25 protein-coding genes and 1 pseudogene are annotated in these 24,116 nt (G+C 62.5%); 15 read left to right on the top strand and 11 right to left on the bottom strand.

The genetic code is table 11. The features are described from left to right. Positions 1-130: 130 nt before the first annotated feature. Complete coding sequence (locus tag YUU_RS0111595) at positions 131-814, top strand: VOC family protein (protein ID WP_027522512.1); 684 nt, start codon at positions 131-133, stop codon at positions 812-814. Between the two features lie 28 nt (positions 815-842). On the opposite strand, the gene YUU_RS50690 is transcribed toward YUU_RS0111595, so the two are convergent. Both YUU_RS50690 and YUU_RS0111585 read right to left on the bottom strand, forming a co-directional pair. Next, positions 843-1,481 carry a hypothetical protein gene (locus YUU_RS50690; protein ID WP_051389697.1) on the bottom strand — a complete coding sequence of 213 codons (639 nt, stop codon included), beginning with the start codon at positions 1,479-1,481 and terminating at the stop codon, positions 843-845. Between the two features lie 24 nt (positions 1,482-1,505). After that, positions 1,506-3,962, bottom strand: a complete 2,457-nt coding sequence (locus tag YUU_RS0111585; protein ID WP_027522511.1) for a DEAD/DEAH box helicase — start codon at positions 3,960-3,962, stop codon at positions 1,506-1,508. A 203-nt stretch (positions 3,963-4,165) separates the two neighbouring features. On the opposite strand from YUU_RS0111585, the gene YUU_RS0111580 reads away from it, so the two are divergent. Together YUU_RS0111580 and YUU_RS50685 are read left to right on the top strand one after the other, a co-directional pair. After that, the gene (locus YUU_RS0111580; RefSeq protein WP_027522510.1) at positions 4,166-5,038 is read left to right on the top strand and encodes a bifunctional helix-turn-helix transcriptional regulator/GNAT family N-acetyltransferase; all 873 of its coding nucleotides are present in this window, start codon (positions 4,166-4,168) and stop codon (positions 5,036-5,038) included. A 94-nt stretch (positions 5,039-5,132) separates the two neighbouring features. Next, positions 5,133-5,480: an ester cyclase gene (locus YUU_RS50685; RefSeq protein ID WP_051389696.1), complete on the top strand. Its 348-nt coding sequence runs from the start codon at positions 5,133-5,135 to the stop codon at positions 5,478-5,480. Positions 5,481-5,502: 22 nt separating this feature from the next. Here YUU_RS50685 and YUU_RS0111570 read toward each other — a convergent pair whose 3' ends face one another. Continuing rightward, a complete protein-coding gene (locus YUU_RS0111570; RefSeq protein WP_027522509.1) occupies positions 5,503-6,723 on the bottom strand; it encodes an MFS transporter in 1,221 nt (406 codons plus the stop codon). Positions 6,724-6,968: 245 nt separating this feature from the next. Between YUU_RS0111570 and YUU_RS0111565 the strand changes: the two genes are divergently transcribed. Continuing rightward, on the top strand, positions 6,969-7,376 hold the full coding sequence (locus YUU_RS0111565) for a GFA family protein (RefSeq protein WP_027522508.1): 408 nt from the start codon (positions 6,969-6,971) through the stop codon (positions 7,374-7,376). Between the two features lie 91 nt (positions 7,377-7,467). Continuing rightward, positions 7,468-7,866: an MAPEG family protein gene (locus YUU_RS0111560; RefSeq protein ID WP_245287996.1), complete on the top strand. Its 399-nt coding sequence runs from the start codon at positions 7,468-7,470 to the stop codon at positions 7,864-7,866. Positions 7,867-7,900: 34 nt separating this feature from the next. Here the strand turns inward: YUU_RS0111560 and YUU_RS0111555 are convergent, their stop codons facing one another. Then, the gene (locus YUU_RS0111555) at positions 7,901-8,413 is read right to left on the bottom strand and encodes a hypothetical protein (protein WP_027522506.1); all 513 of its coding nucleotides are present in this window, start codon (positions 8,411-8,413) and stop codon (positions 7,901-7,903) included. Between the two features lie 91 nt (positions 8,414-8,504). Here YUU_RS0111555 and YUU_RS50680 point away from each other — a divergent pair, with 91 nt between their 5' ends. Beyond that, on the top strand, positions 8,505-9,479 hold the full coding sequence (locus YUU_RS50680; protein ID WP_084801408.1) for a LysR family transcriptional regulator: 975 nt from the start codon (positions 8,505-8,507) through the stop codon (positions 9,477-9,479). A 9-nt stretch (positions 9,480-9,488) separates the two neighbouring features. Here the strand turns inward: YUU_RS50680 and YUU_RS0111545 are convergent, their stop codons facing one another. From YUU_RS0111545 to YUU_RS0111535, 3 genes are all read right to left on the bottom strand, one after another. Beyond that, entirely contained in the window at positions 9,489-10,244 is a 756-nt protein-coding gene (locus YUU_RS0111545; protein WP_027522505.1) for an SDR family oxidoreductase, read from the bottom strand. A 320-nt stretch (positions 10,245-10,564) separates the two neighbouring features. Next, a complete protein-coding gene (locus YUU_RS0111540) occupies positions 10,565-11,545 on the bottom strand; it encodes a zinc-binding alcohol dehydrogenase family protein (protein WP_027522504.1) in 981 nt (326 codons plus the stop codon). 66 nt (positions 11,546-11,611) lie between these two features. Then, positions 11,612-12,466, bottom strand: coding sequence for an alpha/beta fold hydrolase (locus YUU_RS0111535; RefSeq protein ID WP_027522503.1), 855 nt, complete (start codon positions 12,464-12,466; stop codon positions 11,612-11,614). A gap of 354 nt (positions 12,467-12,820) precedes the next feature. Here YUU_RS0111535 and YUU_RS0111530 point away from each other — a divergent pair, with 354 nt between their 5' ends. The 7 genes from YUU_RS0111530 (at position 12,821) to YUU_RS0111500 (ending at position 18,388) form a co-directional block, all read left to right on the top strand. Beyond that, a complete protein-coding gene (locus YUU_RS0111530; protein ID WP_027522502.1) occupies positions 12,821-13,441 on the top strand; it encodes an ABATE domain-containing protein in 621 nt (206 codons plus the stop codon). Positions 13,442-13,635: 194 nt separating this feature from the next. Continuing rightward, positions 13,636-14,388: a glutamine ABC transporter substrate-binding protein GlnH gene (gene glnH, locus YUU_RS0111525; protein ID WP_027522501.1), complete on the top strand. Its 753-nt coding sequence runs from the start codon at positions 13,636-13,638 to the stop codon at positions 14,386-14,388. A gap of 59 nt (positions 14,389-14,447) precedes the next feature. Continuing rightward, on the top strand, positions 14,448-15,104 hold the full coding sequence (gene glnP / locus YUU_RS0111520; RefSeq protein ID WP_027522500.1) for a glutamine ABC transporter permease GlnP: 657 nt from the start codon (positions 14,448-14,450) through the stop codon (positions 15,102-15,104). Continuing rightward, positions 15,101-15,829, top strand: a complete 729-nt coding sequence (glnQ, locus tag YUU_RS0111515; protein WP_027522499.1) for a glutamine ABC transporter ATP-binding protein GlnQ — start codon at positions 15,101-15,103, stop codon at positions 15,827-15,829. The genes glnP and glnQ overlap by 4 nt, the downstream gene beginning before the upstream one ends. Then, positions 15,819-16,877, top strand: coding sequence for a C45 family peptidase (locus tag YUU_RS0111510; RefSeq protein ID WP_027522498.1), 1,059 nt, complete (start codon positions 15,819-15,821; stop codon positions 16,875-16,877). The genes glnQ and YUU_RS0111510 overlap by 11 nt, the downstream gene beginning before the upstream one ends. 14 nt (positions 16,878-16,891) lie before the next feature. Next, on the top strand, positions 16,892-17,809 hold the full coding sequence (locus YUU_RS0111505) for a MurR/RpiR family transcriptional regulator (RefSeq protein ID WP_027522497.1): 918 nt from the start codon (positions 16,892-16,894) through the stop codon (positions 17,807-17,809). A gap of 81 nt (positions 17,810-17,890) precedes the next feature. Continuing rightward, on the top strand, positions 17,891-18,388 hold the full coding sequence (locus YUU_RS0111500; protein ID WP_027522496.1) for a peptide deformylase: 498 nt from the start codon (positions 17,891-17,893) through the stop codon (positions 18,386-18,388). 48 nt (positions 18,389-18,436) lie between these two features. Here the strand turns inward: YUU_RS0111500 and YUU_RS0111495 are convergent, their stop codons facing one another. Then, complete coding sequence (locus tag YUU_RS0111495; RefSeq protein ID WP_027522495.1) at positions 18,437-18,652, bottom strand: type II toxin-antitoxin system Phd/YefM family antitoxin; 216 nt, start codon at positions 18,650-18,652, stop codon at positions 18,437-18,439. A gap of 131 nt (positions 18,653-18,783) precedes the next feature. On the opposite strand from YUU_RS0111495, the pseudogene YUU_RS61135 reads away from it, so the two are divergent. Next, positions 18,784-18,855 (top strand): annotated as a pseudogene (locus tag YUU_RS61135) (peptide deformylase); the annotation flags it as partial. Positions 18,856-18,893: 38 nt separating this feature from the next. On the opposite strand, the gene YUU_RS58585 reads toward YUU_RS61135, so the two are convergent. Together YUU_RS58585 and YUU_RS0111485 are read right to left on the bottom strand one after the other, a co-directional pair. Beyond that, positions 18,894-20,087: a hypothetical protein gene (locus YUU_RS58585; RefSeq protein ID WP_156944236.1), complete on the bottom strand. Its 1,194-nt coding sequence runs from the start codon at positions 20,085-20,087 to the stop codon at positions 18,894-18,896. Between the two features lie 124 nt (positions 20,088-20,211). Continuing rightward, entirely contained in the window at positions 20,212-20,946 is a 735-nt protein-coding gene (locus tag YUU_RS0111485) for a class I SAM-dependent methyltransferase (RefSeq protein ID WP_027522493.1), read from the bottom strand. Between the two features lie 616 nt (positions 20,947-21,562). On the opposite strand from YUU_RS0111485, the gene YUU_RS50675 reads away from it, so the two are divergent. After that, entirely contained in the window at positions 21,563-22,420 is an 858-nt protein-coding gene (locus tag YUU_RS50675; protein WP_051389710.1) for a L,D-transpeptidase, read from the top strand. Positions 22,421-22,650: 230 nt separating this feature from the next. Here the strand turns inward: YUU_RS50675 and YUU_RS50670 are convergent, their stop codons facing one another. Next, on the bottom strand, positions 22,651-23,337 hold the full coding sequence (locus tag YUU_RS50670) for a hypothetical protein (protein ID WP_035662059.1): 687 nt from the start codon (positions 23,335-23,337) through the stop codon (positions 22,651-22,653). Positions 23,338-24,116 lie beyond the last annotated feature (779 nt).

Below are 24,116 nucleotides of genomic sequence, written 5' to 3'. Positions count from 1 at the left end.
CCCAACCGGGACAATCCAGGTTCGTGGGAAGGCAAGGCGCTGCACAGGTCCAGGGGCCAGATCGCTGAAGCCGTCACATTTGGCGCGCAAGATGCGGGGCGCCGTTTTACGGACATCAAGGGAGGACCCCATGGCCACCGCGGAGAACAGCAAGGCTGCCGGCACCCCGAAACTGCGCAGTGTCGATTTCAAGCTCGAGATCGTCGTCGTCCCGGTATCCGACGTCGATCGCGCCAAGGCGTTTTACGCAAAACTCGGCTGGCGGCTCGATGCCGACTTCGCCTCCGGCAACGACTGGCGCGTGATCCAGTTCACCCCGCCGGGCTCGAACGCCTCGGTCATCTTCGGCAGGAACGTCACGCCGGCGGAGCCCGGCTCCGCGCAGGGCCTATACCTGATCGTCTCCGACATCGAGGCCGCCCGCGATGCGCTCGTTGCCCACGGTATCGAGGTGAGCGAGGTCTTTCACGGCAGCGGCGATACGCATAGCGGCCCGGACGAGCCCTACATCTCAGGCTCGCGCCGCGTCAGCGGCCCGGATCCGGCGCGCGGCAGCTATCGCTCCTTCGCCTCGTTCCGCGATCCCGACGGCAATGGCTGGCTGCTCCAGGAGATCACGACTCGCCTGCCCGGCCGCGTCGAGGCCGACACGACGTTCAACTCGACAGCCGAGCTCGCAAGCGCGCTGCGGCGCGCGGCCACAGCCCATGGCGAGCACGAGAAGCGGACCGGCGGCAAGCACGATGAGAACTGGCCGGACTGGTACGCCGACTACATCGTGAAGGAACAGACCGGCCAGCCGCTGCCGAATTGACCGAGACCGGCGCAGCCGCGCTCGGGACCTAAGGCTTTCGCTCTGTCGCTTGCCGTTCCGACCTCGTGCCGCCTTTGGGAATGCTCTCGTCAACGGTGGGCAGATCAAGAGCCGAACGCAGCCGCCCTTTGCCGCGCTCGTACAGCATTGCATGGTCTGCCGGCCCCAGAAGATCGGCGCGGGCGCTGAAATCGGGAATGATCCGGTTGAACGGGATCGCGCCGCAGCCCGGCACGGCACAATCGCGTTTGTCGTTCGGGCAGGCTTTGAAGTGACAGAGCCGGCCGAGATAGCGATCGCTGCCCGGCTCGATCAGGAAGATATCGAGCTGGTGGCTGACCACACTTGTACCGGCGCCTCGTTCGTAGGCTGCTCGCAGCGCCCCGGCTGCCGCCCGGCGAAGCGCATTGAGATGCTCCTGGGACTCGATCCAGAGTGCCAGATCGAGATCGCGGCACTCGTGCCAGACCTCGATGCCTTCGCGCCGAAACTCCGAAAACCGCGGCACTTCCTTCCAAAGCGCCTTCGCCACCGAGCCGATCACGGCTACGGCACACACATCGGGGAACGACATCCACGCATCGGTAACGACATCGGCGGCAATTCTGAATTCACGCTGATGAAGCAGCATGAATCGATTCTGTTCCGCGATAAGCGAACGCCTCATCGTTACACTTTCTCGAGTTCCGGATCAGCCGCGCAAGCGCTCGGCCAACGCGCTGAGCACGTCGGCCAGTTGCTTGGCGGTCTCCGGTGACGGAAGCGGAATCTTGAGATTCTGTCCGCCGGTGCTGGGGTCGCGCTCGATCCGGGGATAGTCAATCGAGCCGGCACCATTGGCTGCAGCCATGGCACCGAGGAATTGCGCGCCCATCTCAACCAGTGCTTGCCAGGGATTGGAAGAGAGGTCGCGCGAGGCCGCCGGGATTTCATCGCCGGTTTGCGCCTGCGACGCGCTGCCGGAGTCGCTGCCCACCGGCGCCTTGTCACGGACGTCATCGCCCCACCCTGCCTCCTCCGCCGCGGTTGCAGTCTCGCCGGCCCTCGTGCTTCCGGTAACATTCTCCACGTCCTTCATGAAGCGGTTGAGCCGCGAGCCGCCCAGCGAAACCTCGTTGTTGCCCCCATCCAGAATGCCTTCGGACAGCGAGCGCTTGAAGGCCAGGATTGAAAGCATGCCCTCCTCGATCGTACCCTTCGCTACGAAGTTGATGATCTGGACCGGCCGCGCCTGGCCGAGACGATGGATACGCGCAATACGCTGCTCGAGCACGGCCGGATTCCACGGCAGGTCCATATTCACCAGCGTCGAGGCGTGCTGCAGATTGAGACCCGTGCTGCCGGCATCGGTCGACAGAAACACACGGCAGGCCGGATCGTCCCGAAAACGCTGAACCAGCTGCGGCCGCTTCTCCGACGGCACGCCGCCATGGAAACTGACATAGCCGATGCCACGGGCTTCGAGGCGGCGGATGACGATGTCGTGGGTCCGTGTCCACTGCGAAAACACCACGGCCTTGGCGTCGGGCGTGGCGAAGAGCTGGTCGAGCAGCGCAGCCAGTTCGTCGGCTTTGACGCCGTGATCGGTCTCCTGATCCAACAGATAGGTGCTGTTACAGGACATCCGCATGTTTTGCAGAGCACAGGTCAGTCGCCGCTGGTCCTTGTCCGAGAGAAATTTGGTCTTGCGCCAGCGGTTCACGACCTGGGCGACCGTGTCCGCGTTCTCCTTATGCAGGTCCATTTGCGGCTCAGTCATCGGCACGAGCACGTTCTGATCGGTCCTGTCAGGCAATTGCCGCAGCACCTCGGACTTTCGCCGGCGGATCATGATTGGCGCCAAGGTCTCACCGATCCTGTCCAGAGCTCTATAACCTGTAACGCGGCCACCCTCATCCTTGACCTGATGCTCGTGCAGGAGCTTCCAGGTCGGACCCAGCCGGTGCTGATCGACGAATTGGACGATTGAAATCAATTCTTCGAGCTTGTTCTCCAACGGAGTTCCCGTCAGCACGATCGCGTATGGGCTGTCGATGCGTTTCAGCGCCCGCGCTGCGATCGTGTTCCAGTTCTTGACGCGCTGAGCCTCATCGACGATGACGAGCTCGGGCGACCATGCAGCGATCAGATCGAGATCGGGCTGGAGCTTCTCGTAGTTCGTGATCTTGCAGAAGTCATCGACCGCGTAGTCCTGCTTCCGCTGCGCGCGACCTCCAACAATGACGCGCGCGCCACGCTTGTCTCGCCGCCCCGAGAACCGCGCCAACTCGCTTTGCCACTGATACTTGAGCGACGTCGGGCAGATCACCAGGACTCTCGATACGCCGAAGTGGCGTGCGAGGATCTCCGTCGCGGCAATCGCCTGGATCGTCTTGCCGAGCCCCATGTCGTCGCCGATCAAAGCACGACCGGCCCGCACGGCAAACAGCGCACCTTCGGCCTGATACGGATATAGCGGTGCCTTCAGCAATCGCTGCAGCTTGGAGTCCGCTGCGCCGCACGGAAACAGCCGCCGGAGTTGCGCAGCGCGACGATCCGCGTCCCGTCGTCCGGCAACGAAGTCGAGCGCATCGTCATAGGCGCGCAGCTCATGACCGCTCTTCGACACCAGGCTGATGAATTCGTCGAGTTGGCTGAGGCGATCGTCCCGCAGCATCCCGTCGCGCTCCAGATCGAACAAAGTGGCGGACGCCTTCGTCACGTCGGGCGGGCAATCGGTCCCGGCACGAAAATGCAAGCCGCGCTTGCCCTGCTTGCGCAGATAGAGCTCGGAAAACGGCGGCCGGTAACCGCGTGCAAACGCCGCCTTGGCGCCACGCTTTTTCTCGAGCTGAACGAGGGTGAACTCGAGATGCTTGCAGGTCCCGAGCTCGTTGGTAGCGTAGTCCGGACAAGAACAGAAATTGCCGCCGGGCCCGGGGCCGCGGATCGCCACGCGATAGCTCGATTTCGAGGCCGGATTGGTGACCTTGAACTCCGAGAAGAACGGATCGGCGCCCATATTGTCGAGAAGGAAGGATTGCTCCCGACCGAACTGGCGGCGCAAACCTCGTTGCCATTCGACCGGCGACAGGTCGGTTGGCACGTGGGTGCGGGACAGCTTGGCTTGTTTGCGCGGCAAAGCGGTGCGGACTGTTGCGGATTTCATTCGCGGGCTTTCGGTCTGGCGGGAAACGCTTCGTTGCGACCGATCCTAGCTCGCGCGTCGCGGCGGCATAACCGGCTTCGGGCCGAAATCCACTGTCATGGGGATGAGCGAGTTCCGACAGCCGGGTCTGCGCGCCGTGGCTGCGTGGTGCATCGTCCCAATCTCGATTGACTTCAGAATATTCTCTGACTAAAGTCAGATATATGCTCGATCCAATTTCCCGCATCCGTCGCTTCAACCGTGCCGTCACCTCCGCAGTCGGCGCGCTCGATACCTCCTTTCTCGGCCGTGGCCGGCCCTTGGGGGCTGCGCGCGTGCTCAATGCGATCGGGCATGGGCGCGAGGACGTCGCCGAGATCCGCGACTATCTCGGCCTCGATTCCGGGCTGATGAGCCGCCTGCTCCGCAGTCTCGAGGACGAAGGGATGATCGAGACGAGCCCGCATGAGGAAGACGCGCGGCGCCGCGTCGTCCGGCTGACGCGCGCGGGCCGGCGCGAGTTCAATGCCTATGAGGCGCTGTCAAACGCGCAAGCCGAGGCCCTGCTCGCCCGCCATTCGCAAAAAGACGCGCTGCTGGCGGCAATGGACATGATTGGTTCTGCGCTCGGGCAGAGCCGCACCAAGCTGTCTGAAATGAGCCCGCGCAGCGACGAGGCACGCTATTGCCTCGGCGAGTATTACGCCGAGCTCGGACGCCGCTTCAAACAGGGCTTTGACGTCAAGCTGTCGCGCGATCCCGACGCCAAGGACATGGTGCGCCCGCGCGGCATCTTCATCGTGGCGATGTCGGACAGCTTGCCGATCGGCTGCGTCGGACTGAAGGGAACCGACCACGGCTATGCCGAGATCAAGCGGCTGTGGGTCTCTCCGGCCGCGCGCGGTCTGGGCCTCGGCCGGCGCCTGATGGAAGCGGCCGAGAGCGCCGCGCGCGAGCTCGGCATCAGCGTGCTGCGGCTCGACACCAACAGCGCGCTGCCGGAAGCGGGCCAGCTCTACCGCAGGACCGGCTGGAGCGAGATCCCGCGCTTCAACGACGACCCCTACCCGGATTTGTTCTTCGAAAAGCACCTCTGAGCGGACCGCCGAATCCAGCTCCTGCTGCGTTATCGTTGGAGCCGCAGGAGCATCGCCATGACCAGTCGACCTCGCCGACTTCTACCGCAGCTACATCGCCTGCCTGAACCGGCAGGATTGGCCGGCGCTCGGCCAGTTCGTCCACGACGACGTCTCCCACAACGCGAAGGCGCTTGGGCTCGCCGGCTACCGCGCGATGCTGGAGAAGGATTTTCGGGATATTCCCGATCTCGGCTTCAATATCGAGCTACTGATATCCGATCCGCCCCGCATCGCCTGTCGCCTGACATTCGATTGCACGCCGGCGGGGACTTTTCTTGGGCTCGGCGTCAACGGCAAGCGCGTGTCCTTCTGCGAGAACGTCTTCTACGAATTCAGAGACCAGAAGATTTGGCAGGTGTGGTCTGTGATCGACAAGGCGGCAATCGAGGCGCAGCTCTAGCGCCGCGCCTCGGCGGCCTCGCTCACGCCGTCGCCGGCGCGGGCTCTCCTTGCGGCTTGGCAAACGGGCGGAACGTCATCGCCATCAGGAACGCGCCGAGCCCCATCGCCCAGGAGCCGATATAGAGCCAGGCGTAGCTGGAGAACGCATCATAGATCAGGCCGCCGGCGAGCGGGCCGGTCGCCATGCCGAGGCTGCCGGCCATCGCCGTGCCGCCGATTACCGTCCCCATCATCCGCAGCGGAAAATTGTCGCGCGCCAGCGAGGCGTAGAGCGGCATGGTGCCGGCATAGATGAAGCCGAACACGGCGGCGACCGCGTAGAAGGTCGCGAGCTGGTGCGCGAAGACGTAAGCCAGCGCGCCGAACGCTTGCGCAAGCAGGCCCGAGACCAGCACGCGCTTGGCGCCGAAGCGATCCCCCATGAGACCGAACGCGATCCGCCCGCCCATGCCCGCAAACCCCTCGACGCTGTAGATCGTCACCGCCGAGATCAGCGGAATGCCGCAGCTCACGGCGTAGCTGACGGTGTGGATGATCGGGCCCGAGTGCGTCGCGCAGCAGAAGAAGTTCGTCGCGACCAGGATCAGGAATTGCGGCGAGCGCAGCGCCTCCGACAGCGACATCTCGGCCTGCGGCGCGCCGGCATCGGATGCTGCGGCCTGCGAGTTTGCCAGCGCAGGCGGACGGCGCACCAGAAGCGAGGCCGGGATCATGATGGCGCCGACCACCAGCGCTACGAGCTGCATCGAGGTGCGCCAGTCATGGCTGGAGACGAGCCAGGCCGCGAACGGTGCCATCGTCATCGGCGCCATGCCCATGCCGGCCGACACCAGCGAGACCGCAAGGCTGCGGTGGGTGTCGAACCAGCCGGTCACTGTCGCCATCATCGGCGCGAAGATCGCAGCGCAGGAGGCACCGACCAAGAGGCCGAAGATGAACTGGAACGCGATCAGCGAGGTCGCGTGGCTCGCGAGCGTCAGGCTCAGCGTCAGCACGACCGATCCCGTCAGTACCACCGGCAGCGGTCCGAACCGGTCGGTCAGCGTGCCCCAGGCCATGCTGGTGAAGGCCATCGCGAGAAAACCGATCGTCATCGCGCTGGAGATGCCCGTCACCGACCACCCGGTGTCCTTGGCGATCGGCTGCAGGAACACCGGCAACGAAAACATGCCGCCGATCGCGACACAGCCAAGCAGTCCGCCGGCGGCGACGATCACCCAGCGATAGTTGGAAGGGTTCATTTTGGGTCTCCCATACAGATGTCTCTGGATGAAGACGAACAGGCCTCGCGCGATCCGACAGGACCACCATCATACCAGCGAAATTTCTTGCGGGGCTGGAACCGCTTTACGCAGTCAACGCTTGCTGCTCCTGCTGCCGCCTGTTGCCATGCGCAACACCAGGACGCTGCCGCCTTGTGCGGCTACGCGCTTGCCCCTACGTCACTCCAAACGTCTTGCGAAAGGCCGTGATGATGGAGGGACGCATGGGATTTTCGGGCGGCTGTTCGTGCCGCGCGGTTCGCTACAACATCGATGCGGAGCCCGTACGCGGCTTCCAATGCCAGTGCCGGGATTGCCAGATGGACTCCGGTGGCGGGCACAGCTCGGTGTTCGTGTTTCCGCGGAACGCACTGACGGTTTCGGGCGAGGTTCGCGAGATCGCGCGCACGAGTGACCGCGGCGCCACCAAGCGCAAGGGCTTTTGTCCCATTTGCGGGGTTGCGATCTACAACAAGCCGGTCGAGAAGCCCGAGTTCATCGGCATCTATGTCGGCAGCCTCGACGACGCCACGACGTTCAAGCCGGCCGCAATCTTCTACGCGGCGCGCGGATATGCCTGGGATTTCCTCGACCCCGACGTGCCGAAGCTGCCGGAATGGCATGCGAGCTAGAGAGTTCGTAACTCGTAAGTCTGGTCGAGCTCACCTATCCTGCGCTGCTGAAATCCGGCCGCCCTTTTTGGAGGAGGACAAAAGGATGGGAATGAGCTTCGAGCTAGTGGTGCTGGCAGCTGCGAGCCTTTGGGGCTTCCTTCAGCTTGTCGCTGCCGCGCAAGCCGCAAACGCGCAGTACGGCCTCAGATGGGCTGCGAGCCCGCGCGACCTTGAGATGCCGGCGCTCAAGCCCATCCCCGGGCGGATCGACCGCAATTTCCGCAACTACATGGAGACGTTTCCGTTCTTTGCAGCGGCAGTTCTCGCCGCTCAGGCGACTGGCGTTCACAACGAGCTGACCCATTGGGGATCGCTTGCCTATCTCGGCGGGCGCATCGCTTACACCGCGCTCTACATCTGCGGAATACCGCTGATCCGCTCGCTGTTCTGGAACATCGCCGCCTTTGGCATGCTCGCGGTTCTAGCCGCGCCCTTCGTGTCGCACTGAAGCGCGCGGCGATGGAGCATGCCTTCGATTTCTTCTATCCGGCCGCCACGGCGGACACTTGGCGGCCCCGACGATACACCATCAAATAGAACGCGGCCACGTGCGTGATCATCAGCAACGGGACATAGATGATCGGGATCGCGTAAACGGCCCCCAGCTCCCCTGCCAGCGGCGCAAGGCCGAGCTGATTGCCGTGATAGTAGTCGACGAGGATGTCGACTGCCCCGACGAGATTGAAGGTAACGACGAACAGCCAGAAGAGCGCACGCACCCGCACGGTGAGAAGCGCCAGCATGGCCAGCAATCCTGTCGCGAAGTCGGCATAGGCGGCAAAGGAGGCGAAGCCCGCGGGCAGATTCGGCCCGACTACACCGGGGACCAGGAAGGCGAGTCCGAAGAAGCGGAAGCTGTGCAAGGTGGCGATGGCGCGTTGCGCCTCGAGCGGGTCCATCGACTTGAGCCAGGGCCAGCCATACGCAGCGAAGAGAAGCAGCCACGGGACGTAGCCAAAAACCAGATGGATCTGGAAGATTGTGGCCGGCGACATCTGGCGTCCTCTCGGTGAAAGCTCCGGGTTCTCGCCGACCCAAATAGGACTGCTTCCGGCGCGCGACTATCCGGGATAATCTCAACAGGCTATGAAGCAGAACTTCACAGTCAGGCAGAGTGCGCTCGACGGCGTGGAGGCGGCACTTGCCGTTGCCCAGCACCGCAATTTTCGTCGCGCGGCCGCCGAGCTCGGCGTGACCCCGTCGGCGGTCAGCCAGGCCGTGCGCACACTCGAGGCGCGCATTGGCGCCGCGCTGTTCGCCCGCACGACGCGCAGTGTCGGACTGACCGAGGCCGGCGAACGATTCCTGTCGCGCGCAAAACCCGCCTTCGAGGAGATCGTCGCAGCCGGCGAAGCCGCGCGCGATCTTGGGCAGCGACCGGCCGGGTTGCTCCGCCTCGCCGTTCCCCGCTCGGTCGTCCCGCTGATCCTCGAGCCTGTCATCGCCGGCTTCTGCCAGGCCTATCCCGAGATCGAGGTGGAGATCGCCGCAAGCGAGGAGATGGTCGATCTTGCCGCAGGCGGCTTCGATGCCGGCATCCGTCTCGGCCAGCTTATTGCGCCGGATATGATCGCCGTGCGACTGACGCAGCCGTTCCCGTTCATGGTCGTCGGCAGCCCAGACTATTTGCGCGGGCGGAAGCGGCCGCAGCGCATCGACGATCTTCGTCAGCACGCTTGCCTCCGCCTGCGACGCGCCAACGGATCGATCGCGCCCTGGCCTTTCGTCGACGGCAACAAGGCCGTCGAGGCCATCGTCTCGGGGCCGCTCATCGCTCACGACTATGCCACTCTGCTCGGTGCGGCGATCAGAGGCGTCGGACTTGCGCAGGTGCCCGCCCCGCTCGCCAGAGCGCCGATTGCCGACGGCCGATTGCAAGCGATGCTCACTCCCTTCGCCGTCATGGGACCTGGGGTCTTTCTGTACTATCCGGGAAAACGTCAGGTCCTGCCAAAACTGCGCGCCTTCATCGAGCACATCAAATACCGCGGCGCCGATACGCCGCGAGGCGCAACGAACGCCTCTGGAGCTCGCACGCCCAAGCGTGCAAGGAGCCCTTGACGGCAACACTCAGGCCTTCGTCCGCGCCTGCCGGAGCCATTCGTCGAGACTGATGCGGCCGAGGCGCGCTTCGCCCAACGGCACCAGAGAATGCTGCTCGACCAGGCCGCCAAAATATCGCGCCTCCGGATCGCGCACGACGGCACGCCCGTCACCTGTCGCCTTCAGGTAGCGGGCGACGATTTCATCGAACGGCGCGCGGTCGGGCCCGGCGATCTCGACAATGCCGTTTCGCGGCGGTTCGAGCGCCACATCGGCAACGAACCTGGCGACATCCTCCGCCGCGATCGGCTGAAACAGGCCGGGTGAAACCCTGAGCGTATTTCCTTGCACACTCGATGCGGCGATTGCGCCGAGAAATTCCATGAACTGGGTCGCGCGAACGATGGTGTAGGCGATGCCGGACGCCTCGATCAGCTTCTCCTGGGCGACCTTCGCGCGGAAATAGCCGTTCTCGGGTGTCCGGTCGGTTCCAACGATGGAGAGCGCGACATGGTGCCGGACGCCGGCCGCGGCCTCCGCCGCGAGCACATTGCGGCCGGCGACCTCAAAGAACTCCAGCACGGCCTTGTCTTCGAACGAGGGCGAATTGGCAAGGTCGACCACGGTTTCCGCGCCGGTCATGGCCTCCTTGAGCCCCTCGCCGCTGATGATGTTGACGCCGCTCCTAAGCGATGCAGCGACGGCTTCGTGGCCACCCTGGCGCAGAATGGCGACCACTTTCGAGCCGATCAGGCCGGTGCCGCCGATGACGACGATCTTCATGGGACCTCCATTGTCGAGGTTTGATGCAATTGAGGTTTGTCCGGGCCTCAATGCGGTGCATCCTGCAGCGCGCATCAGACCATTTGATGTCGCATTTGCCGCGCAGCCCAGACGGGAATTTCGCGTAAAACGAATCTCGTTGCTGGATTACCGTTCAAAGCCGCGGATAAAATAGGTCCGACTTGAAGCTTTGTGCCCCTCGACAAAAACACTCGAAAACAACCCCATGCAAAGTAGCCGGGGGCTGCCTTGCCGATGCCCTGGCTGGCGCCGGTGATGAGAGCGACTGGTCTCGGCCTCTGAATCCTCCTCCGAACACGTCAGTGTCGGTCGTGGACCACGACCATTTTTCCGCGCGCCTCATTGGCCTCCATGACGCGGTGCGCCTCTCGGATCTCGTCGAAGCGGAAGACGCGGGCCGGCTTGACGTCGAGCCGACCGTCGGCTGCGTCCTGCGCGATCTGCTGAAGCGGCACGTCCGACAGCGGGAAGCCCGGCGTGCCGAACACGAAACTGCCGAAGAAGGTGAGGTAGACGCCGCTCGCCATCTGCAGCAGCGGGTTGAAGTCGGGGATCGGATCGAGGCCGCCGAGCCAGCCGGCCAGGCACGAACGGCCGCCACGGCGAAGCATGGCGAGTGAGTCCAGCACGACGCTGTTGCCGACGAGGTCCAGCACCGCATCGATCTCTTTTGCTTCGGCAATATGCTTCGAGAGGTCGGAGCGTTCGATTTCGCAGCGTTCGGCGCCGAGTTTCTCCAAAAGCGCGAAGCGTTCGCGGCTGCGGGTCGTCGCGATCACGCGAACCCCGGCATTGACCGCCATCTTGAGAGCGGCCTGACCGAAGGACGACGTCGCGCCGCGAATGACGAGGAGCTGCCCTTTCCTGATCTCCAGATTGCGGAACAGGCAGGTCCAGGCCGTGGCGTAGGTTTCGGGAATGGCCGCCAGCTCAGCCCACGGCAGGTCCGCCTCGATCAGCGCGACATTCGAGACGGGGACGCGGGTGCATTCGGCGTAGCTGCCATTGATGGTGCGGCCAAGACCGCCCATCAGAGCTGCGACTTTCGCGCCGACCGGAAACTCTCCGCCGGGGCAGGACTTCACGAGGCCCACGCATTCGATGCCGCTCACTGGCGCGGCCTCCGCCCACTCGCCCCGACGCATGTGCAGTTCCGCGTGGTTGAGGCCGAACGCCTTGATCTCGATGACGGCATGACCGGCCTTGGGCTCCGGCTCCGGGATATCCCTGTAGACGAGGCTGTCGAGGCCGCCAAATTTCTCGAGGACGATGGCACGCATGTTGAGGTCTCCGTGCGTTGGACGCCGTGCCCGCTCGCACGGCGTGGCAGGCGCGATTTGTTGATGTCAGCGGGAAAGGAAGTCGCGGATCACAGCAGCGATCTCGGCGGCGTGTGTCTCCAGCGCGAAATGGCCGGTGTCGAAGAAACGCACCGTCGCATTCGGTATGTCGCGCATGAACGCCTCCGCCCCCGCTGGCAGAAAGAACGGATCGTTCTTGCCCCACACCGCCAGGAGCGGCGGCTTGTGGGTCCGAAAATAATTTTGGAAGGCTGGGTACAACGCAACGTTGCTCTTGTAGTCGCCGAACAGATCGAGCTGCACCTCGTCGGCGCCGGGCCGCGAAAGATAGTAGTTGTCGAGCGAATAGCCGTCCGGCGAAACCCTGGTCGCGTCGGGGACGCCGTGAGTGTATTGCCAGATCGTCGTCTCCGGCTTGAGGAATGCGCGCAACGCCTGCCGGTTTTTGTCCGATGCATCCTGCCAATAAGCCCGGATCGGATTCCAGCCGTCGCTCAAGCCTTCCTCGTAGGCGTTGCCGTTCTGCGAGATGATCGCCGTGACACGCTTCGGATGTTTTGCAGCGATCCGAAAGCCCGTGGGCGCACCGTAGTCGAAGACATAGATCGCAAAGCGCTCCAGACCGATCACCTCGGTGAAGCGGTCGATGACCTCGGCAATATGATCGAAGGTGGTGGCGAACATGCCGCGCGCCAGCTTGTCCGACTGTCCGAAGCCCGGCAGATCGGGGGCCACGACGTGAAAGCGATCGGCGAGCAACGGGATGAGATCGCGGAACATGTGGCCGGCGCTCGGGAAGCCGTGCAGCAGCAGCAGCGTCGGCGCATCCGCACGCCCGGCTTCACGATAGAAGATTCTCCAGCCGTCGACGTCGGCGGTACGATAGTTGATGGCAACCATGAGCTTTCTCCTCCGTTGGGTAACTTTTTAAGATCTCGAAATCAGGTTACGTCCTGAATGCGCGGTCCATTTCGCCGCGGCGACCTCTACAGCATGAAACGCGGCCACGGAGCCGCCGAGTTTTGCCCAACCCCATCGCCAGGCCCATGATCCACGGGCGATCAGCATGCTTAGATCGTTCAAGGACATCAGTCCTCTCGGATCAGAGCGGCCTGCGTCAGTAACCTCTTTATTAGCTATAAGACGGTTACTCTTGTTGGACGTAACTTGTCAACAACAACAAAGCGGTTATCTACGGAACAACGTTCACTGTTGGGTGAAGGAATTGGGCAGCGCCCGGAACAGGAGCCTTCGATGAACCAACATCCTCCCGCGATCTTCGTCGGCGATGCGCCCGGTTTGGATTTCCTGAATTCAATCGCCACTCCGGTCGATACGCCCTTCGACTGGATCGATGATGGCGAGGGCCTGCTGAACTGGCTCGAGCAGGCGCAGCTCGTGCCTGCAGATGCGCTTGTCAGCATTCGCTCACAGGCGCTGCCCGGCGAACTGGACAAGGTTGCAGATCAGGCAAGGAGCCTGCGCGAGTGGTTCCGAGGTTTTGTGCGCAAGCACAAGGGCCGTCCCCTGACGGCAAAGACTCTCGCCGAACTCGAGCCGCTCAATCGCCTGCTGGAGCGGGATGATTCCTTCGACCGCATCGTGGCTGCGCCGAAGGGCGCACCGTCGCCTCTCCAGCGGCAGTCGATCCGCCGATGGCGCACGCCCGAAGCTCTTCTCGCTCCCATTGGAGAGGCACTGGCACAATTCGTCTGCGTGGAAGATTTTTCGAACGTGAAGGCCTGCGAAGGACCGGCCTGCACGCTGCTCTTCGCCGACCACACGCGCGGTCATCGGCGACGCTGGTGCAGCATGGCGATCTGCGGCAATCGCGCCAAACAGGCCGCGCACCGTCAGCGGATCAGGGCGCAGTAGGCCGCACGGAGACCGGCGCGCGCCGACTGGGGCTCCGCCTGAGGCATCCACACCTCGGAACCGCGATGGGATCAACTGCCCCCAAAATATACAAATTCTCAATGCATCGCCTAAAAAGATGCATTTTATATTTTCGTCATCTGTGCGACGATGTGGGGGTTTCGTGGCCATCCCAGCAAAAGGGGACCCCTAAAATGAAGTTCGCGCTTGCCAGCCTGACCGCCGCCGCGGCCGTCGCGGCAACCCTGGCCCTCGGCCAGCCCGCTCGTGCCGGCGACCTGATCGTCGCAACAGACACGGCCTTCGTTCCGTTCGAGTTCAAGGAGGGCGACAAGTATGTCGGCTTCGACATCGACCTGTGGGCCGCCATCGCCAAGGATATCGGCGTGACCTACACGCTGCAGCCGATGGACTTCAACGGCATCATCCCGGCGCTGCAGACCAAGCAGGTCGACGTCGGGCTGGCCGGCATCACCATCAAGGACGAGCGCAAGAAGGTCATCGACTTTTCGGACGGCTATTACGACAGCGGCTTCCTGCTGATGGTGCCGGTCAACAGCACGATCAAGGGCCCGGAAGACCTTCCCGGCAAGACGCTCGCCGTGAAGACCGGCACGTCGGCGACCGACTACGCCAAGGAGCACTTCAAGGGGACGGAGCTCCGCCTCTTCCCCAACAGCGACAACGCCTATCTCGAAGTCGCGACCGGACGCGCGGACGCCGCCATGCACGACACCCCCAACGTCCTCTACTACATCAAGACCAACGGTCAGGGGAAAGTGAAGACCGTAGGCCCGCAGATGATGGCCCAGCAATATGGCATGGCCTTCCCGAAGGGCAGCGAGCTCATCGCCAAGGTCAACGCCTCGCTGGTCAAGCTGAAGGGCGACGGCACCTACACCGCCATCTACAAGAAGTGGTTCGGCGCCGAGCCGCCGAAGAGCTGATCCACGTTCCGTGGCGCGCGCCGGCCTAGCCGGCGCGCCTTCCCGAGAGGAAAGCTCTCATGGATTTCGAGTGGTCGGTTATCTGGCAGGCCCTGCCTGAGCTCTTGAAAGGTGCCCGCCTCACCGTGCTGATCGCGCTGGCCGGGCTCGCCGGTGGCCTAGTGATCGGCTTCGCGGCCGGCCTGGCGCGCGCCTACGGCAATGCCGTCCTCAACGCCATAGCCTTCGCCTATGTCGAGCTCATACGCGGCACGCCGATCATCGTGCAGGTGATGTTCATCTATTTCGCGTTGCCGATCCTCGCGAATGTCCGCATTTACCCGCTCGCGGCGGCAATCATGGCCATCATCGTCAACGCCGGAGCCTATATCGCCGAGATCGTGCGCGGCTCGTTTCTCTCCGTCCATAAAGGATTGCGGGAAGCCGGTCTGGCGCTCGGCCTGCCGCTCTGGAAGGTGCTTCTCTACATCATCGGCCCGCTCGCCTTCCGCCGCATGATTCCGGCGCTCGGCAACCAGTTCATCGTCAGCCTGAAGGATACGTCGCTCTTCATCGTCATCGGTGTCGGCGAACTCACGCGGCAAGGCCAGGAAATCATGGCGGCCAACTTTCGCGCCGTCGAAATCTGGTCCGCCGTGGCGATGTTCTACCTGATCATGACCGGCGCGCTCACGCTTATCCTCAGGATGACCGAAAAGAGGATGCGCATCCTGTGAGCATCGTGGAGTTCAAGAAAGTCACCAAGCGGTTCGGCCAGGTCACGATCCTCAACGAGGTCGACCTGTCGATAGAGCCTGGCGAGAAGGTCGTGCTGATCGGTCCCTCCGGTTCCGGCAAGTCGACGCTGCTCCGCTGTATCAACGCGCTGGAGGAGATCAATGGCGGTGATCTCGTCGTCGACGGCATCAGCGTCAAGGCCGGCGGCCGCATGGTCCGCTTGATCCGCCAGGAAGCCGGCATGGTCTTCCAGCAATTCAACCTGTTTCCGCAAATGACGGCGCTCGAGAACGTCGCCTTTGGCCCGCGCCGCGTGCGCGGCGAGTCACGGCAGAATGCGCAAAAGCTGGCGCTGGAAATGCTCGCCAAGGTCGGCCTCGCCGACCGGGCTCACCACTATCCGAGCGAGCTTTCCGGCGGCCAGCAGCAACGTGTCGCGATCGCCCGCGCGCTTGCCGTCAAGCCGAAGCTGATGCTGTTCGACGAGCCCACGTCCGCACTCGATCCAGAACTGAGGCATGAAGTGCTGCGCGTCATGCAGGCGCTGGCCGAGGAAGGCATGACCATGATCGTGGTCACCCACGAGATGGCCTTCGCCCGCAAGGTCGGCACCAGGCTGATCTTCATGGAAGGTGGCAAGATCGCAGTCGACGGCGAGCCACGGGAGCTGCTGGCCAATCCGCAAAATCCTCGCTTGAAAGAGTTTCTGCAACATGTCGTCTGACGCCGGCCGCCGGCTTTCCTTCATCGATGTCGCAGGTTCACCATTTGATGTCGGAGCAGCTCTCGGGCGCTTCGGCCGAGCGGCCCTGCAGGACCATTTCCGTACCTCTGCTGCGTGGCGCGAACTCAGCACGCACCGCGGCAATCCCTTGATCGGCGAGATGGCGTCCATCGTTCGGGAACGGTTTCCAAGATACTGGGCTGAGCTGCAGGGCCTCGCTGTCGGGCTGGCGCTGCCTTTCGACGACGTTTTCCTGTGGAACTGCCGCGGCGATATCTGGGCGATGGCGCCGGATGGCTGCACGACCGTGCAATTGCCCGGCTCTCCCCATGTGATCGGCCACAACGAGGATGGCGATCCCGACTTTGCCGGCCACTGCGCCCTCGCCCATCTTGCATCCGAAGGAGGCACACCGTTCACCGCCTTTGTGTACCCAGGCTCGCTGCCGGGACACACATTTGCGGCCACGTCGAAGGGAGTGGTCCAGACCGTCAACAACATCAGGCCGCTGGCCGGCGGCGCCGGCACGCCGCGCATGGTGCTCGCCCGTGCGATCCTCGACGCACCTGATATCGACGGGGCGCTCACCGTGCTCAAATCCACGCCGCGCGCCGGCGCATTTCACCTGACTCTGGCGCAGGCCGGGGACGAGCGGCTTCTCAGCGTCGAGTTCACCGCCCGGGCCCTGTCGGTCGATCGGGTCGAGGCGCCGCGTGTCCATTCGAATCATCTGATCCATGCCGACACCGGGCGCATGTCGCAGATCGTCACCGGTTCTTCCGGCGTGCGACAACGGCGCGGCGAGATGCTGCTCGACCAAACGCACCAGTCGGAGCCGCAAGGCCGCGCGCTCGGCATATTGTGGGACGCAGCCGACGCGGAATTGCCGATCTACCGCACAGACCCGGCCGATAGCGACGTCGAGAACACGCTCGCAAGCGCCGTCTTCCGTGTCGGGGCTGACAAGGTCGAGTGGTCTGTCTACGATGGATCGCACGAAGCAGTTCGCTTCGATATGCGGGATGGGCTGGTGCCCTTCGCGGCGTGAACAGGATCAGGGCGATGCCAGAGGAAGCCGTCGCGGAGCCGCCGCGCACCATCGAGGATCTCAGGGCACTCGCGCTCTCGATCGGCCGTGACGAGGCAGGCTTCTCGCTCGGCGCCAAAGCGCATGATGTATTCGCAAAGCTGGTGGAAGCGCCGGAACAGTCGGCGGTACGCTCGATCTCGGAGCTTGCCGATCAGTTCGGCATCAATCCGTCGACGCTGACCCGACTGGCGAAGCGTCTCGGCTTCGAAGGCTTCAGCGATTTCCAGGCGGTCTTCCGCAAGGCCATCGCGAACGAGCAGCAATATTTTTATAGTCGCCAGGCCGGCCGGCTCATGGCCACGCCGTCCGTCGGCAATGCCGAAGTCGAGGCGTTCGCGCAGCTGGCGCGGGAAACGGCAGCGAATGTCGACGGATTCCTCGGACAGCTGGACGGAGCCGCTCTGCAAGGGGCTGTGAGGCTCCTGGCAAGCGCCCGCCGCATTCGCGTTCATGGCGTTCGCCAATTCCATTCGCTGGCGAGCTTTCTCACCTACTGCCTGGGAATGGTGCGCTCGGACGTCGCGCTTCTCGACGCGCCGCGCCTCGGCGTCGCCGAGGCATTGTCACAGCTCGACCCGGGCGACGTCGTCATCGTCGCCAGCTGCGCGCCTTATACGCGCAGCGTCGCGGAGGTCGGCCGGGTCGCGGCTTCGAACGGCCAGACGGTCATCGCGATTACGGATTCCCGGTCGTCACCGCTCGTTCCTCCCGCCAAGCATGCCTTTTTCATCCCCCACGCGAGCAGCTTCTATTCGAACAGCATGGGCGCCTATGTCGTCTTCTGTGAAGCGCTGCTCAACCTTGTTGCGAGGGAATTGGGTGACAAGGCGCTGAACTCCCTGGCGGGTCGCGAGCGGCTGATCGCGGAGATGAACATAGAGGTCGGCTGACCCGTGCGGCGGCCTGCTTATGGCAGCAACGCCACCCGCGCCACGCTGCTTTGGAATCGTCACCGTCGAACACCAGAGATCATGACCATCCGCCCGATCGTCCGCTATCCCGACCGCCGGCTTGCGATCCCGGCACGGCCCGTGACCGTGTTCGACGACGCGTTGCGAGAACTTGCACAGGATCTGCTCGAGACGATGCGCGCCGCGCCCGGCATCGGCATCACGGCCCCGCATATCGGCATCCCCTTGCGCGTCGTGGTGCTCGAGCTGGACGCAAAGGACGGCGCGCGGACCTACGTCAATCCGCAGATCGAATGGGCCTCGCCCGAGATGATCCTGCACCGCGAAGGCAGCGTCTCGATGCCCGGCGTCAACGACGAGGTCCAGCGCCACGCGCGCGTGCGGATCAGCTATCAGGATGTCGACGGCAACATGCAGACCGAGGAGTCGGAGGCCTTGCGCGCCGTCTGCCACCAGCACGAGATCGATCAGCTGGATGGGATGTTCTGGATTCAGCGGCTGTCGCGGCTGAAGCGGGAGCGGCTGATCAAGCGGTTTGAGAAGATGTTGCGGGGTTGAACAATCGAGTGAAATGACCGGCAAACTGCCAACCTGTAGTCAGAGCCATCAAGCGCGCGGTGGCAGATCGTCCGCAACCATCGGCGCTGCCATCAGCAGACGCCCGAAGCTCGGAACTCGCGACAGCCGCAGCCACTCGTCATAGCCCAACAATACGGCCTGTCTCTTGCCGCGCCGCGTAATCGCCACGGTGCCGCCTTGCGCCGCCTCGTCCACCAAGGCGGACAATCTGGTCTTTGCATCGCGCAGCTTGATCTCTCGCATCCTAGCACCTGATTTGATTGGAGCGACATAGACAGAAGCGTAACTCTTAGGTTGGGCAGACCGCAGCGATACCCATCAACTCCCCACCGCAATCACGATGGGTTTCGCTGCGCTCTACCCATCCTACGCGCTGGATTCAGCGGCTGTCGCGGCTGAAGCGGGAGAGGTTGGTGAAGAGGTTTGAGAAGATGTCGCGGGGGTGAAGACCTCAGCGGGCAGGCAGGGTTACGAACCTTGTCGGCTATCCGACATCTCGATCGTCTTGCTGGGGTCGCAATCCACCCCGCAAGCTAGCGACCAAATCCAGTAACAGAGTCTTCTCCGCAAGCAGATTAGGCATACTCTTCATAAAGAAGCTGTTTTCACTCCCATACCTCGAATAATCCTGCTCTTTGGACAGTATGATCCATTCAACGACTTCAAGGCCGGCGAGAGCGTATCCTATTTGATACCGCAATTTCGGAAGCCGACTGAAGCTGGTACTGCGGACTCGACTCCATCTCATTCCCTCCAGTTCATATATCTTCCCGTCGCCGTTCTCTTGAAGTGCATCTGAACTCGGATGAAAGCCTTCCTTCAGATGTTGGCGACGCATGGGCTGAGCGATTATTTTTGCAGCTGGCAGACGCGTCACTCGTGACCCGAAGCCGGAAGCAAACACTCCAGTCCCATTTACAAAGGTCGGCTTTCCATCTTTCGGAACTCCAAATCCGAGGCCAAAAGCCTTTGACAGGAGATAGTTGTTGCTGGCGTACACAATTACGAGATCTTTTATTCGCAGCGCGATCGCACTTGGCGTCGTCAAAAACCCTTCATTCAAGCATTCCCAAAGATCAAGAGACGAAGTCGTATCGGAGATCCGGAAGAAAAGCGCTAGCCGATCGAATGCACCGGTCCTCACATTTGGGAAAGAGAGATTGTCATATCCAAGTCGCGTTCTGTGCCCTTGAAGGGCAATCCCCATGTGAGCAGTGGATGACTTCACTTTATCTAGCCAGTCGAACACGGCATCAACCTGGCTCCACGTCAGTGTTTTTCCCTCAACAATAGCTTTGAGCGAATTGATGGTTGGGTTTTCGATTCGTCTTCCGAACTCAGTATTGCATTTGCGATGAGCGTCTAAACAAAGCTGCCTCCAAGTGGACTCCTTGCTTCCTACCACAAAAGACCTCGCGGACTTTTCCCCAACATCGCCGGCAAATCGATGGAGCCACTGAGGCAAAGGATGCTCTAGCGTAGAATCTCCGTCGGCAATTACGCCTCCGCACAAAACACAAGTTACTAACCGCGTGCTTTGTATATTCGGGCTGTCTTGCACATTCAGCCGACCACCTGCCCGAAACCGGCGCGGTATGAATGGAGCATCAACGCCGGCGGGCAAGGCCACTTCAACAAGCGGCTCGACACCAACTATTCCATCGCCACCAGCACTCATGAATCACGCCGCCGATGAATGCCGATTTCGCATCACATGATTTTCTGGCGGAGCGCGCAGGATAGGTGGAGCGAAGCGATACACGTCAATTCCTGACCGCAATCGCGATGGGTTTCGCTGCGCTCTACCCATCCTCCGCCCTGCCCTTGCGGCCCGCGACTCCGGTCGCGCAACCAAAGAAATACTTTGAGAACTCTACCTCGAGACCGTGGTCACGCAACATGCCTGCCACTTGGGCCGCAGTGCCGAAGTTGGTGCTGTAGGTGCCGATCATCGCAAAATCCTGCGCGCCGCGAAGGAAGATGCGCTCGATAAGCGGCAAAACCACCTTGAGATGGAGCAGGTACAGCGGCCGAAGCCACCATCCCTTGGGATCGGAAGCCTCTATCATGGAGAAGACGCCGCCGGGTTTGAGCACGCGTGCAATCAAGGCCGCCAGCCGGGCATGCTGCTCGGCATTGAATGTCTTCAGCCCGAAGGTGGAGATGACGAAGTCTGCGCTCTCCGACGGCAGATCGCTTGCCAGCACGTCGTCCTCGATGAATTCAATGCGGTGGGCACGGTGGGCGTGAAGCCGCTCCATGGCGCGACGGTGCATGCCGGAAGAAATATCCACGGCCGTGATCGCGCCGAGATCGTCGAAGCGCTTCAACAAATGCGGCCAGACCTCGCCGGTCCCCGCCATCAGATCATAGCCGCGGGCGCCGCCAGTCGTTGGCGCAGGCATTGCCGCCACGCATTGTTCGCGCCAGCGCTCAGTGAAGCCGAACGAGCAGATCAGGCTGAATGTAATGTAGCGATCAGAGCAACGATCAAACACGCCCTTGACGAAGCTCGGATCGTAGATGTCGCTGCCCATCTCGGCCGCCTGCACCCTACTCCCACTCAAACATATCGGACGACGTTTCGTCGTTGATTTGCATGCATAAATTTTGACGCCTGACGGACAAATGCCGACGGTATACCTGCCGCAATTTTTTGGTCTTGAATTCACAGAAAAAATTGCTTCTCGCGAAGCACTGGCAATTCCGCTACCTATCGGAGTCTATCGACAGGATGGCGCGCCGCGCGCGTAATCAAGACTGATGCAGCTCGCACTGTCCGATGCCGTCAGAGATCAGGAACACACCTTCGGTCGCGGCGCCGTTCCCCCTGGTGCGCGCCGGCCATACAGTTCGCTTCGCATTCAAAATGCCGCCCTCTCAGTCAGTTCGCTTCGTGACCCAAAGCCACCGTTAACGAAAGAGCGGAGCGTGTTCGCTCCGCTGGGCAATTCAGACCTTGACTCGTTCCGCGATGAGAGGCGCGTCGTCCACGTCGCTACCTAAATATCGAGTGGTACTCCCAATTTCTATGTTGCCGAACAAGAGCTCGGCGTTAACCACCGCTGACGGTTCCAGCCTGAGCGAAATCGCTTCGAAGTTTCTTAAATTTTGCTGGGTACCTCTTCCAGGCATGGTGACCTGGGGGAGGACATGAGTAAGCGGGCCAAACGTGGAAAGGCAGAGACGCACGCACTACCAATGGTCGCGAGAGTTGCAATTGGCGCCGTGGCCGTCGCCGCGCTGGGGTACAGTTTGCTGTCTCGCCCGGCGAGCGTGCAACCGATACGGAAGCCGTCCGCGCCCCAGGCCATGACATCGTCAACTCCAGTTTACGTGTCAACTCCAGTCCATGCATCAGCTCCGGCTCCGATTCTGGCCCCGGCGCCTCTGGCCGAACCGCCGAAAGCCGCTGATGGTCCCGGAGCATTTGTCCGGCAGGTGGTTGACTACGCCAGCCATCAGGCGCCGGGCACCGTGATCATCGATACCAAAAACACATTCCTTTATTTCGTTCTGAACGACGCGCAGGCGATGCGCTACGGCATCGGTGTCGGCCGCGAAGGTTTCACATGGTCCGGTGAGCAGACTGTGGCCCGTAAAGCAGAATGGCCGGATTGGCATCCGCCTGCGGAGATGGTCTCGCGTCAGCCTTATCTGCCGCGGTTTATGGCAGGTGGCCCCGGCAACCCGCTCGGCGCTCGGGCGATGTATCTAGGCGAGACCGAATATAGAATTCACGGCACCAACAAGCCCGATACGATCGGGAAGCGGGTTTCGTCCGGCTGTATCCGGCTGATCAATGAGGACGTCGTGGACCTTTATGAGCGGGTGAAAGTCGGAGCGAAAGTGATCGTGCTTCCGGCAACCGCTGTCCGTCGACCATCCCAGGGAGGAGCGTCACCCGACGCCGCTTTCCGATCGCCGGACCCGGCATCGCCGTCGAACCGGCCCTCGGCAACTAACGCGCAGATGCTGTCATCTGGACCGAAGATCGCCGAGGTCCAGTAACTCAATCCTCCGTCCCCTCGGTCTGCAACTGAGGACAAGGAGGCAATTCAAGTCGTCGCTTTTAAGTCAGCTTCTGGCCCGTTTGAGACATGCCAACCGGTTCTGAAGATGTCCGTTAATCGGGGTATACCCGAAGTGGCCGGGCCACGGTCAAAGAGACGCGACTAACCCTGAGCGGTCATTCGGCACGCGGCTCGTTCGATCATCCATCCGAACAGCATGTGAAGCGCTCAATCGGCCGGATCGCGCGCAATGGGCGCGTCGACGAAGACGCGGTACTGCTGCGACTTGGGCTTCGCCTTGTCATCCTCGTTGACGTATTCGATCGAGCTCTTTCCGAGGAGCGTGCGCGGCAGGATCAACACGCGGATGAAGCGGCTCGGCCGATCGGCAGCCGCCTGGGCGAATACCGGGGCCGTGCCGGACTCATACCAGGCGCCGCCCGGGCCATACGAAGTAGAGCGGCCGTCGGTGTCGATGCGGATGCCGCCCTCGATCAGGCAGCGGATACCGGGTCCCTGGTGGCGGTGCAGGTAGGCGCAGCCGCCGGGCGGGAAGGCGACGCTGTCGCCGCGCATCAGCAGCTCGCCTGCCCGCAGGGTATCGAGCCGCGTCGCGAGCTTGAGTTGCGAGCGGATGCCGACAGCGAGCAGCGGGGCATCGCCGGCGCCCTCCGGTGCGAGCTCGAAGCGCCAGACGGTGACTCCGCCGACTCCCGGCGCGAGCATCGCGTTGGCCTCGCCGTGCCAAGCCTCGCCGTCGCTCACCGCGCTGCCGCCGATGGTCGCCACGCCGTGCACGACGAAGATCGTGCGCGGCACCGGCGGCAGCCCCACCGCCTCGGCCAAGTTGGACAGCGTATCCTCGTAGAGCCGCAGCACCGGGGCCATGACCGTCTCGATTGCATATTGAAGCATGACCGTACTCCGGCCAGCCGTGGAGGCAAGAAGCAAACGAGCCAATTCAGCCCGAGTTCTATGTGTGCGGCGCCTGGCGAAGGGCGCGGTAGGGCTCGTATCGATCATCCAAGAAACTCGGCGACGATCCCACGAGCAACACGATCCGGCAGATCATGGCACCGTCTGACGAATACCAGTCTGCGCCGATCTGGCAATTTGCAGCCGGACGCGTTTTCGGCGTGACCAGTTTTGGTGCCGAAATGGCGCGCACGAAGAGATTAGAACTCCTGACTTCCAACGCAGTGACGGCTGCGTCATGCCGCTAGAGGGGATGTCGCCTATTGGGCCCATCGCGACACTTCGGTGCGAAGAGGAATTAATCGCGACCGGGGCATTGCGGACGTCGATCAACGCGCCCTCGTGTGTAGAACGTAGTCTCCGCAGCTGCCGCAGAATTTGAACTCCAGCACTTGAAGCCGATGCAGGGGGCGACCACAAAGGGGCCCCTGGGGAGCAAATAGGGGCCCGTAAGATGCCCGAGGTGCCCACCGCCTGCTCATGGATGCACCTGGGCGAGGCAGCAATGGGATTATGTGTTCTGGTATGAGCTGGAATAGCCCGATGACGCGTTGGGCTGGCTCTACGGCTCCCTCGAATGACCGCTACGGGTTGTCGTGGACCTAACGTTCAGTAAAACGTGTTACTAAACATAGCTTCTCAAGCTCGAAGTCGTTCTCGCTGCGCGCTGGGGCGGTGCGCTGTTGCTATCAGACGAATTTCCTGGAAGCCGTGGTCGC

Origin of the sequence: Bradyrhizobium sp. Ec3.3 (assembly GCF_000472925.1) — a bacterium.
In the GTDB taxonomy this organism is placed as follows: domain Bacteria; phylum Pseudomonadota; class Alphaproteobacteria; order Rhizobiales; family Xanthobacteraceae; genus Bradyrhizobium.
Note: the sequence above shows the minus strand (reverse complement) of the source record. Positions and strands in the feature narration are given on the sequence as shown.

Coding starts and splice junctions, on each gene's coding strand:
- YUU_RS0111595 (WP_027522512.1), top strand. CDS start 131: ATGGCCACCGCGGAGAACAGCAAGGCTGCCGGCACCCCGAAACTGCGC.
- YUU_RS50690 (WP_051389697.1), bottom strand. CDS start 1,481: ATGAGGCGTTCGCTTATCGCGGAACAGAATCGATTCATGCTGCTTCAT.
- YUU_RS0111585 (WP_027522511.1), bottom strand. CDS start 3,962: ATGAAATCCGCAACAGTCCGCACCGCTTTGCCGCGCAAACAAGCCAAG.
- YUU_RS0111580 (WP_027522510.1), top strand. CDS start 4,166: ATGCTCGATCCAATTTCCCGCATCCGTCGCTTCAACCGTGCCGTCACC.
- YUU_RS0111570 (WP_027522509.1), bottom strand. CDS start 6,723: ATGAACCCTTCCAACTATCGCTGGGTGATCGTCGCCGCCGGCGGACTG.
- YUU_RS0111565 (WP_027522508.1), top strand. CDS start 6,969: ATGGGATTTTCGGGCGGCTGTTCGTGCCGCGCGGTTCGCTACAACATC.
- YUU_RS0111560 (WP_245287996.1), top strand. CDS start 7,468: ATGAGCTTCGAGCTAGTGGTGCTGGCAGCTGCGAGCCTTTGGGGCTTC.
- YUU_RS0111555 (WP_027522506.1), bottom strand. CDS start 8,413: ATGTCGCCGGCCACAATCTTCCAGATCCATCTGGTTTTTGGCTACGTC.
- YUU_RS50680 (WP_084801408.1), top strand. CDS start 8,505: ATGAAGCAGAACTTCACAGTCAGGCAGAGTGCGCTCGACGGCGTGGAG.
- YUU_RS0111545 (WP_027522505.1), bottom strand. CDS start 10,244: ATGAAGATCGTCGTCATCGGCGGCACCGGCCTGATCGGCTCGAAAGTG.
- YUU_RS0111540 (WP_027522504.1), bottom strand. CDS start 11,545: ATGCGTGCCATCGTCCTCGAGAAATTTGGCGGCCTCGACAGCCTCGTC.
- YUU_RS0111535 (WP_027522503.1), bottom strand. CDS start 12,466: ATGGTTGCCATCAACTATCGTACCGCCGACGTCGACGGCTGGAGAATC.
- YUU_RS0111530 (WP_027522502.1), top strand. CDS start 12,821: ATGAACCAACATCCTCCCGCGATCTTCGTCGGCGATGCGCCCGGTTTG.
- glnH (WP_027522501.1), top strand. CDS start 13,636: ATGAAGTTCGCGCTTGCCAGCCTGACCGCCGCCGCGGCCGTCGCGGCA.
- glnP (WP_027522500.1), top strand. CDS start 14,448: ATGGATTTCGAGTGGTCGGTTATCTGGCAGGCCCTGCCTGAGCTCTTG.
- YUU_RS0111510 (WP_027522498.1), top strand. CDS start 15,819: ATGTCGTCTGACGCCGGCCGCCGGCTTTCCTTCATCGATGTCGCAGGT.
- YUU_RS0111505 (WP_027522497.1), top strand. CDS start 16,892: ATGCCAGAGGAAGCCGTCGCGGAGCCGCCGCGCACCATCGAGGATCTC.
- YUU_RS0111500 (WP_027522496.1), top strand. CDS start 17,891: ATGACCATCCGCCCGATCGTCCGCTATCCCGACCGCCGGCTTGCGATC.
- YUU_RS0111495 (WP_027522495.1), bottom strand. CDS start 18,652: ATGCGAGAGATCAAGCTGCGCGATGCAAAGACCAGATTGTCCGCCTTG.
- YUU_RS58585 (WP_156944236.1), bottom strand. CDS start 20,087: ATGAGTGCTGGTGGCGATGGAATAGTTGGTGTCGAGCCGCTTGTTGAA.
- YUU_RS0111485 (WP_027522493.1), bottom strand. CDS start 20,946: ATGGGCAGCGACATCTACGATCCGAGCTTCGTCAAGGGCGTGTTTGAT.
- YUU_RS50675 (WP_051389710.1), top strand. CDS start 21,563: ATGAGTAAGCGGGCCAAACGTGGAAAGGCAGAGACGCACGCACTACCA.
- YUU_RS50670 (WP_035662059.1), bottom strand. CDS start 23,337: ATGCTTCAATATGCAATCGAGACGGTCATGGCCCCGGTGCTGCGGCTC.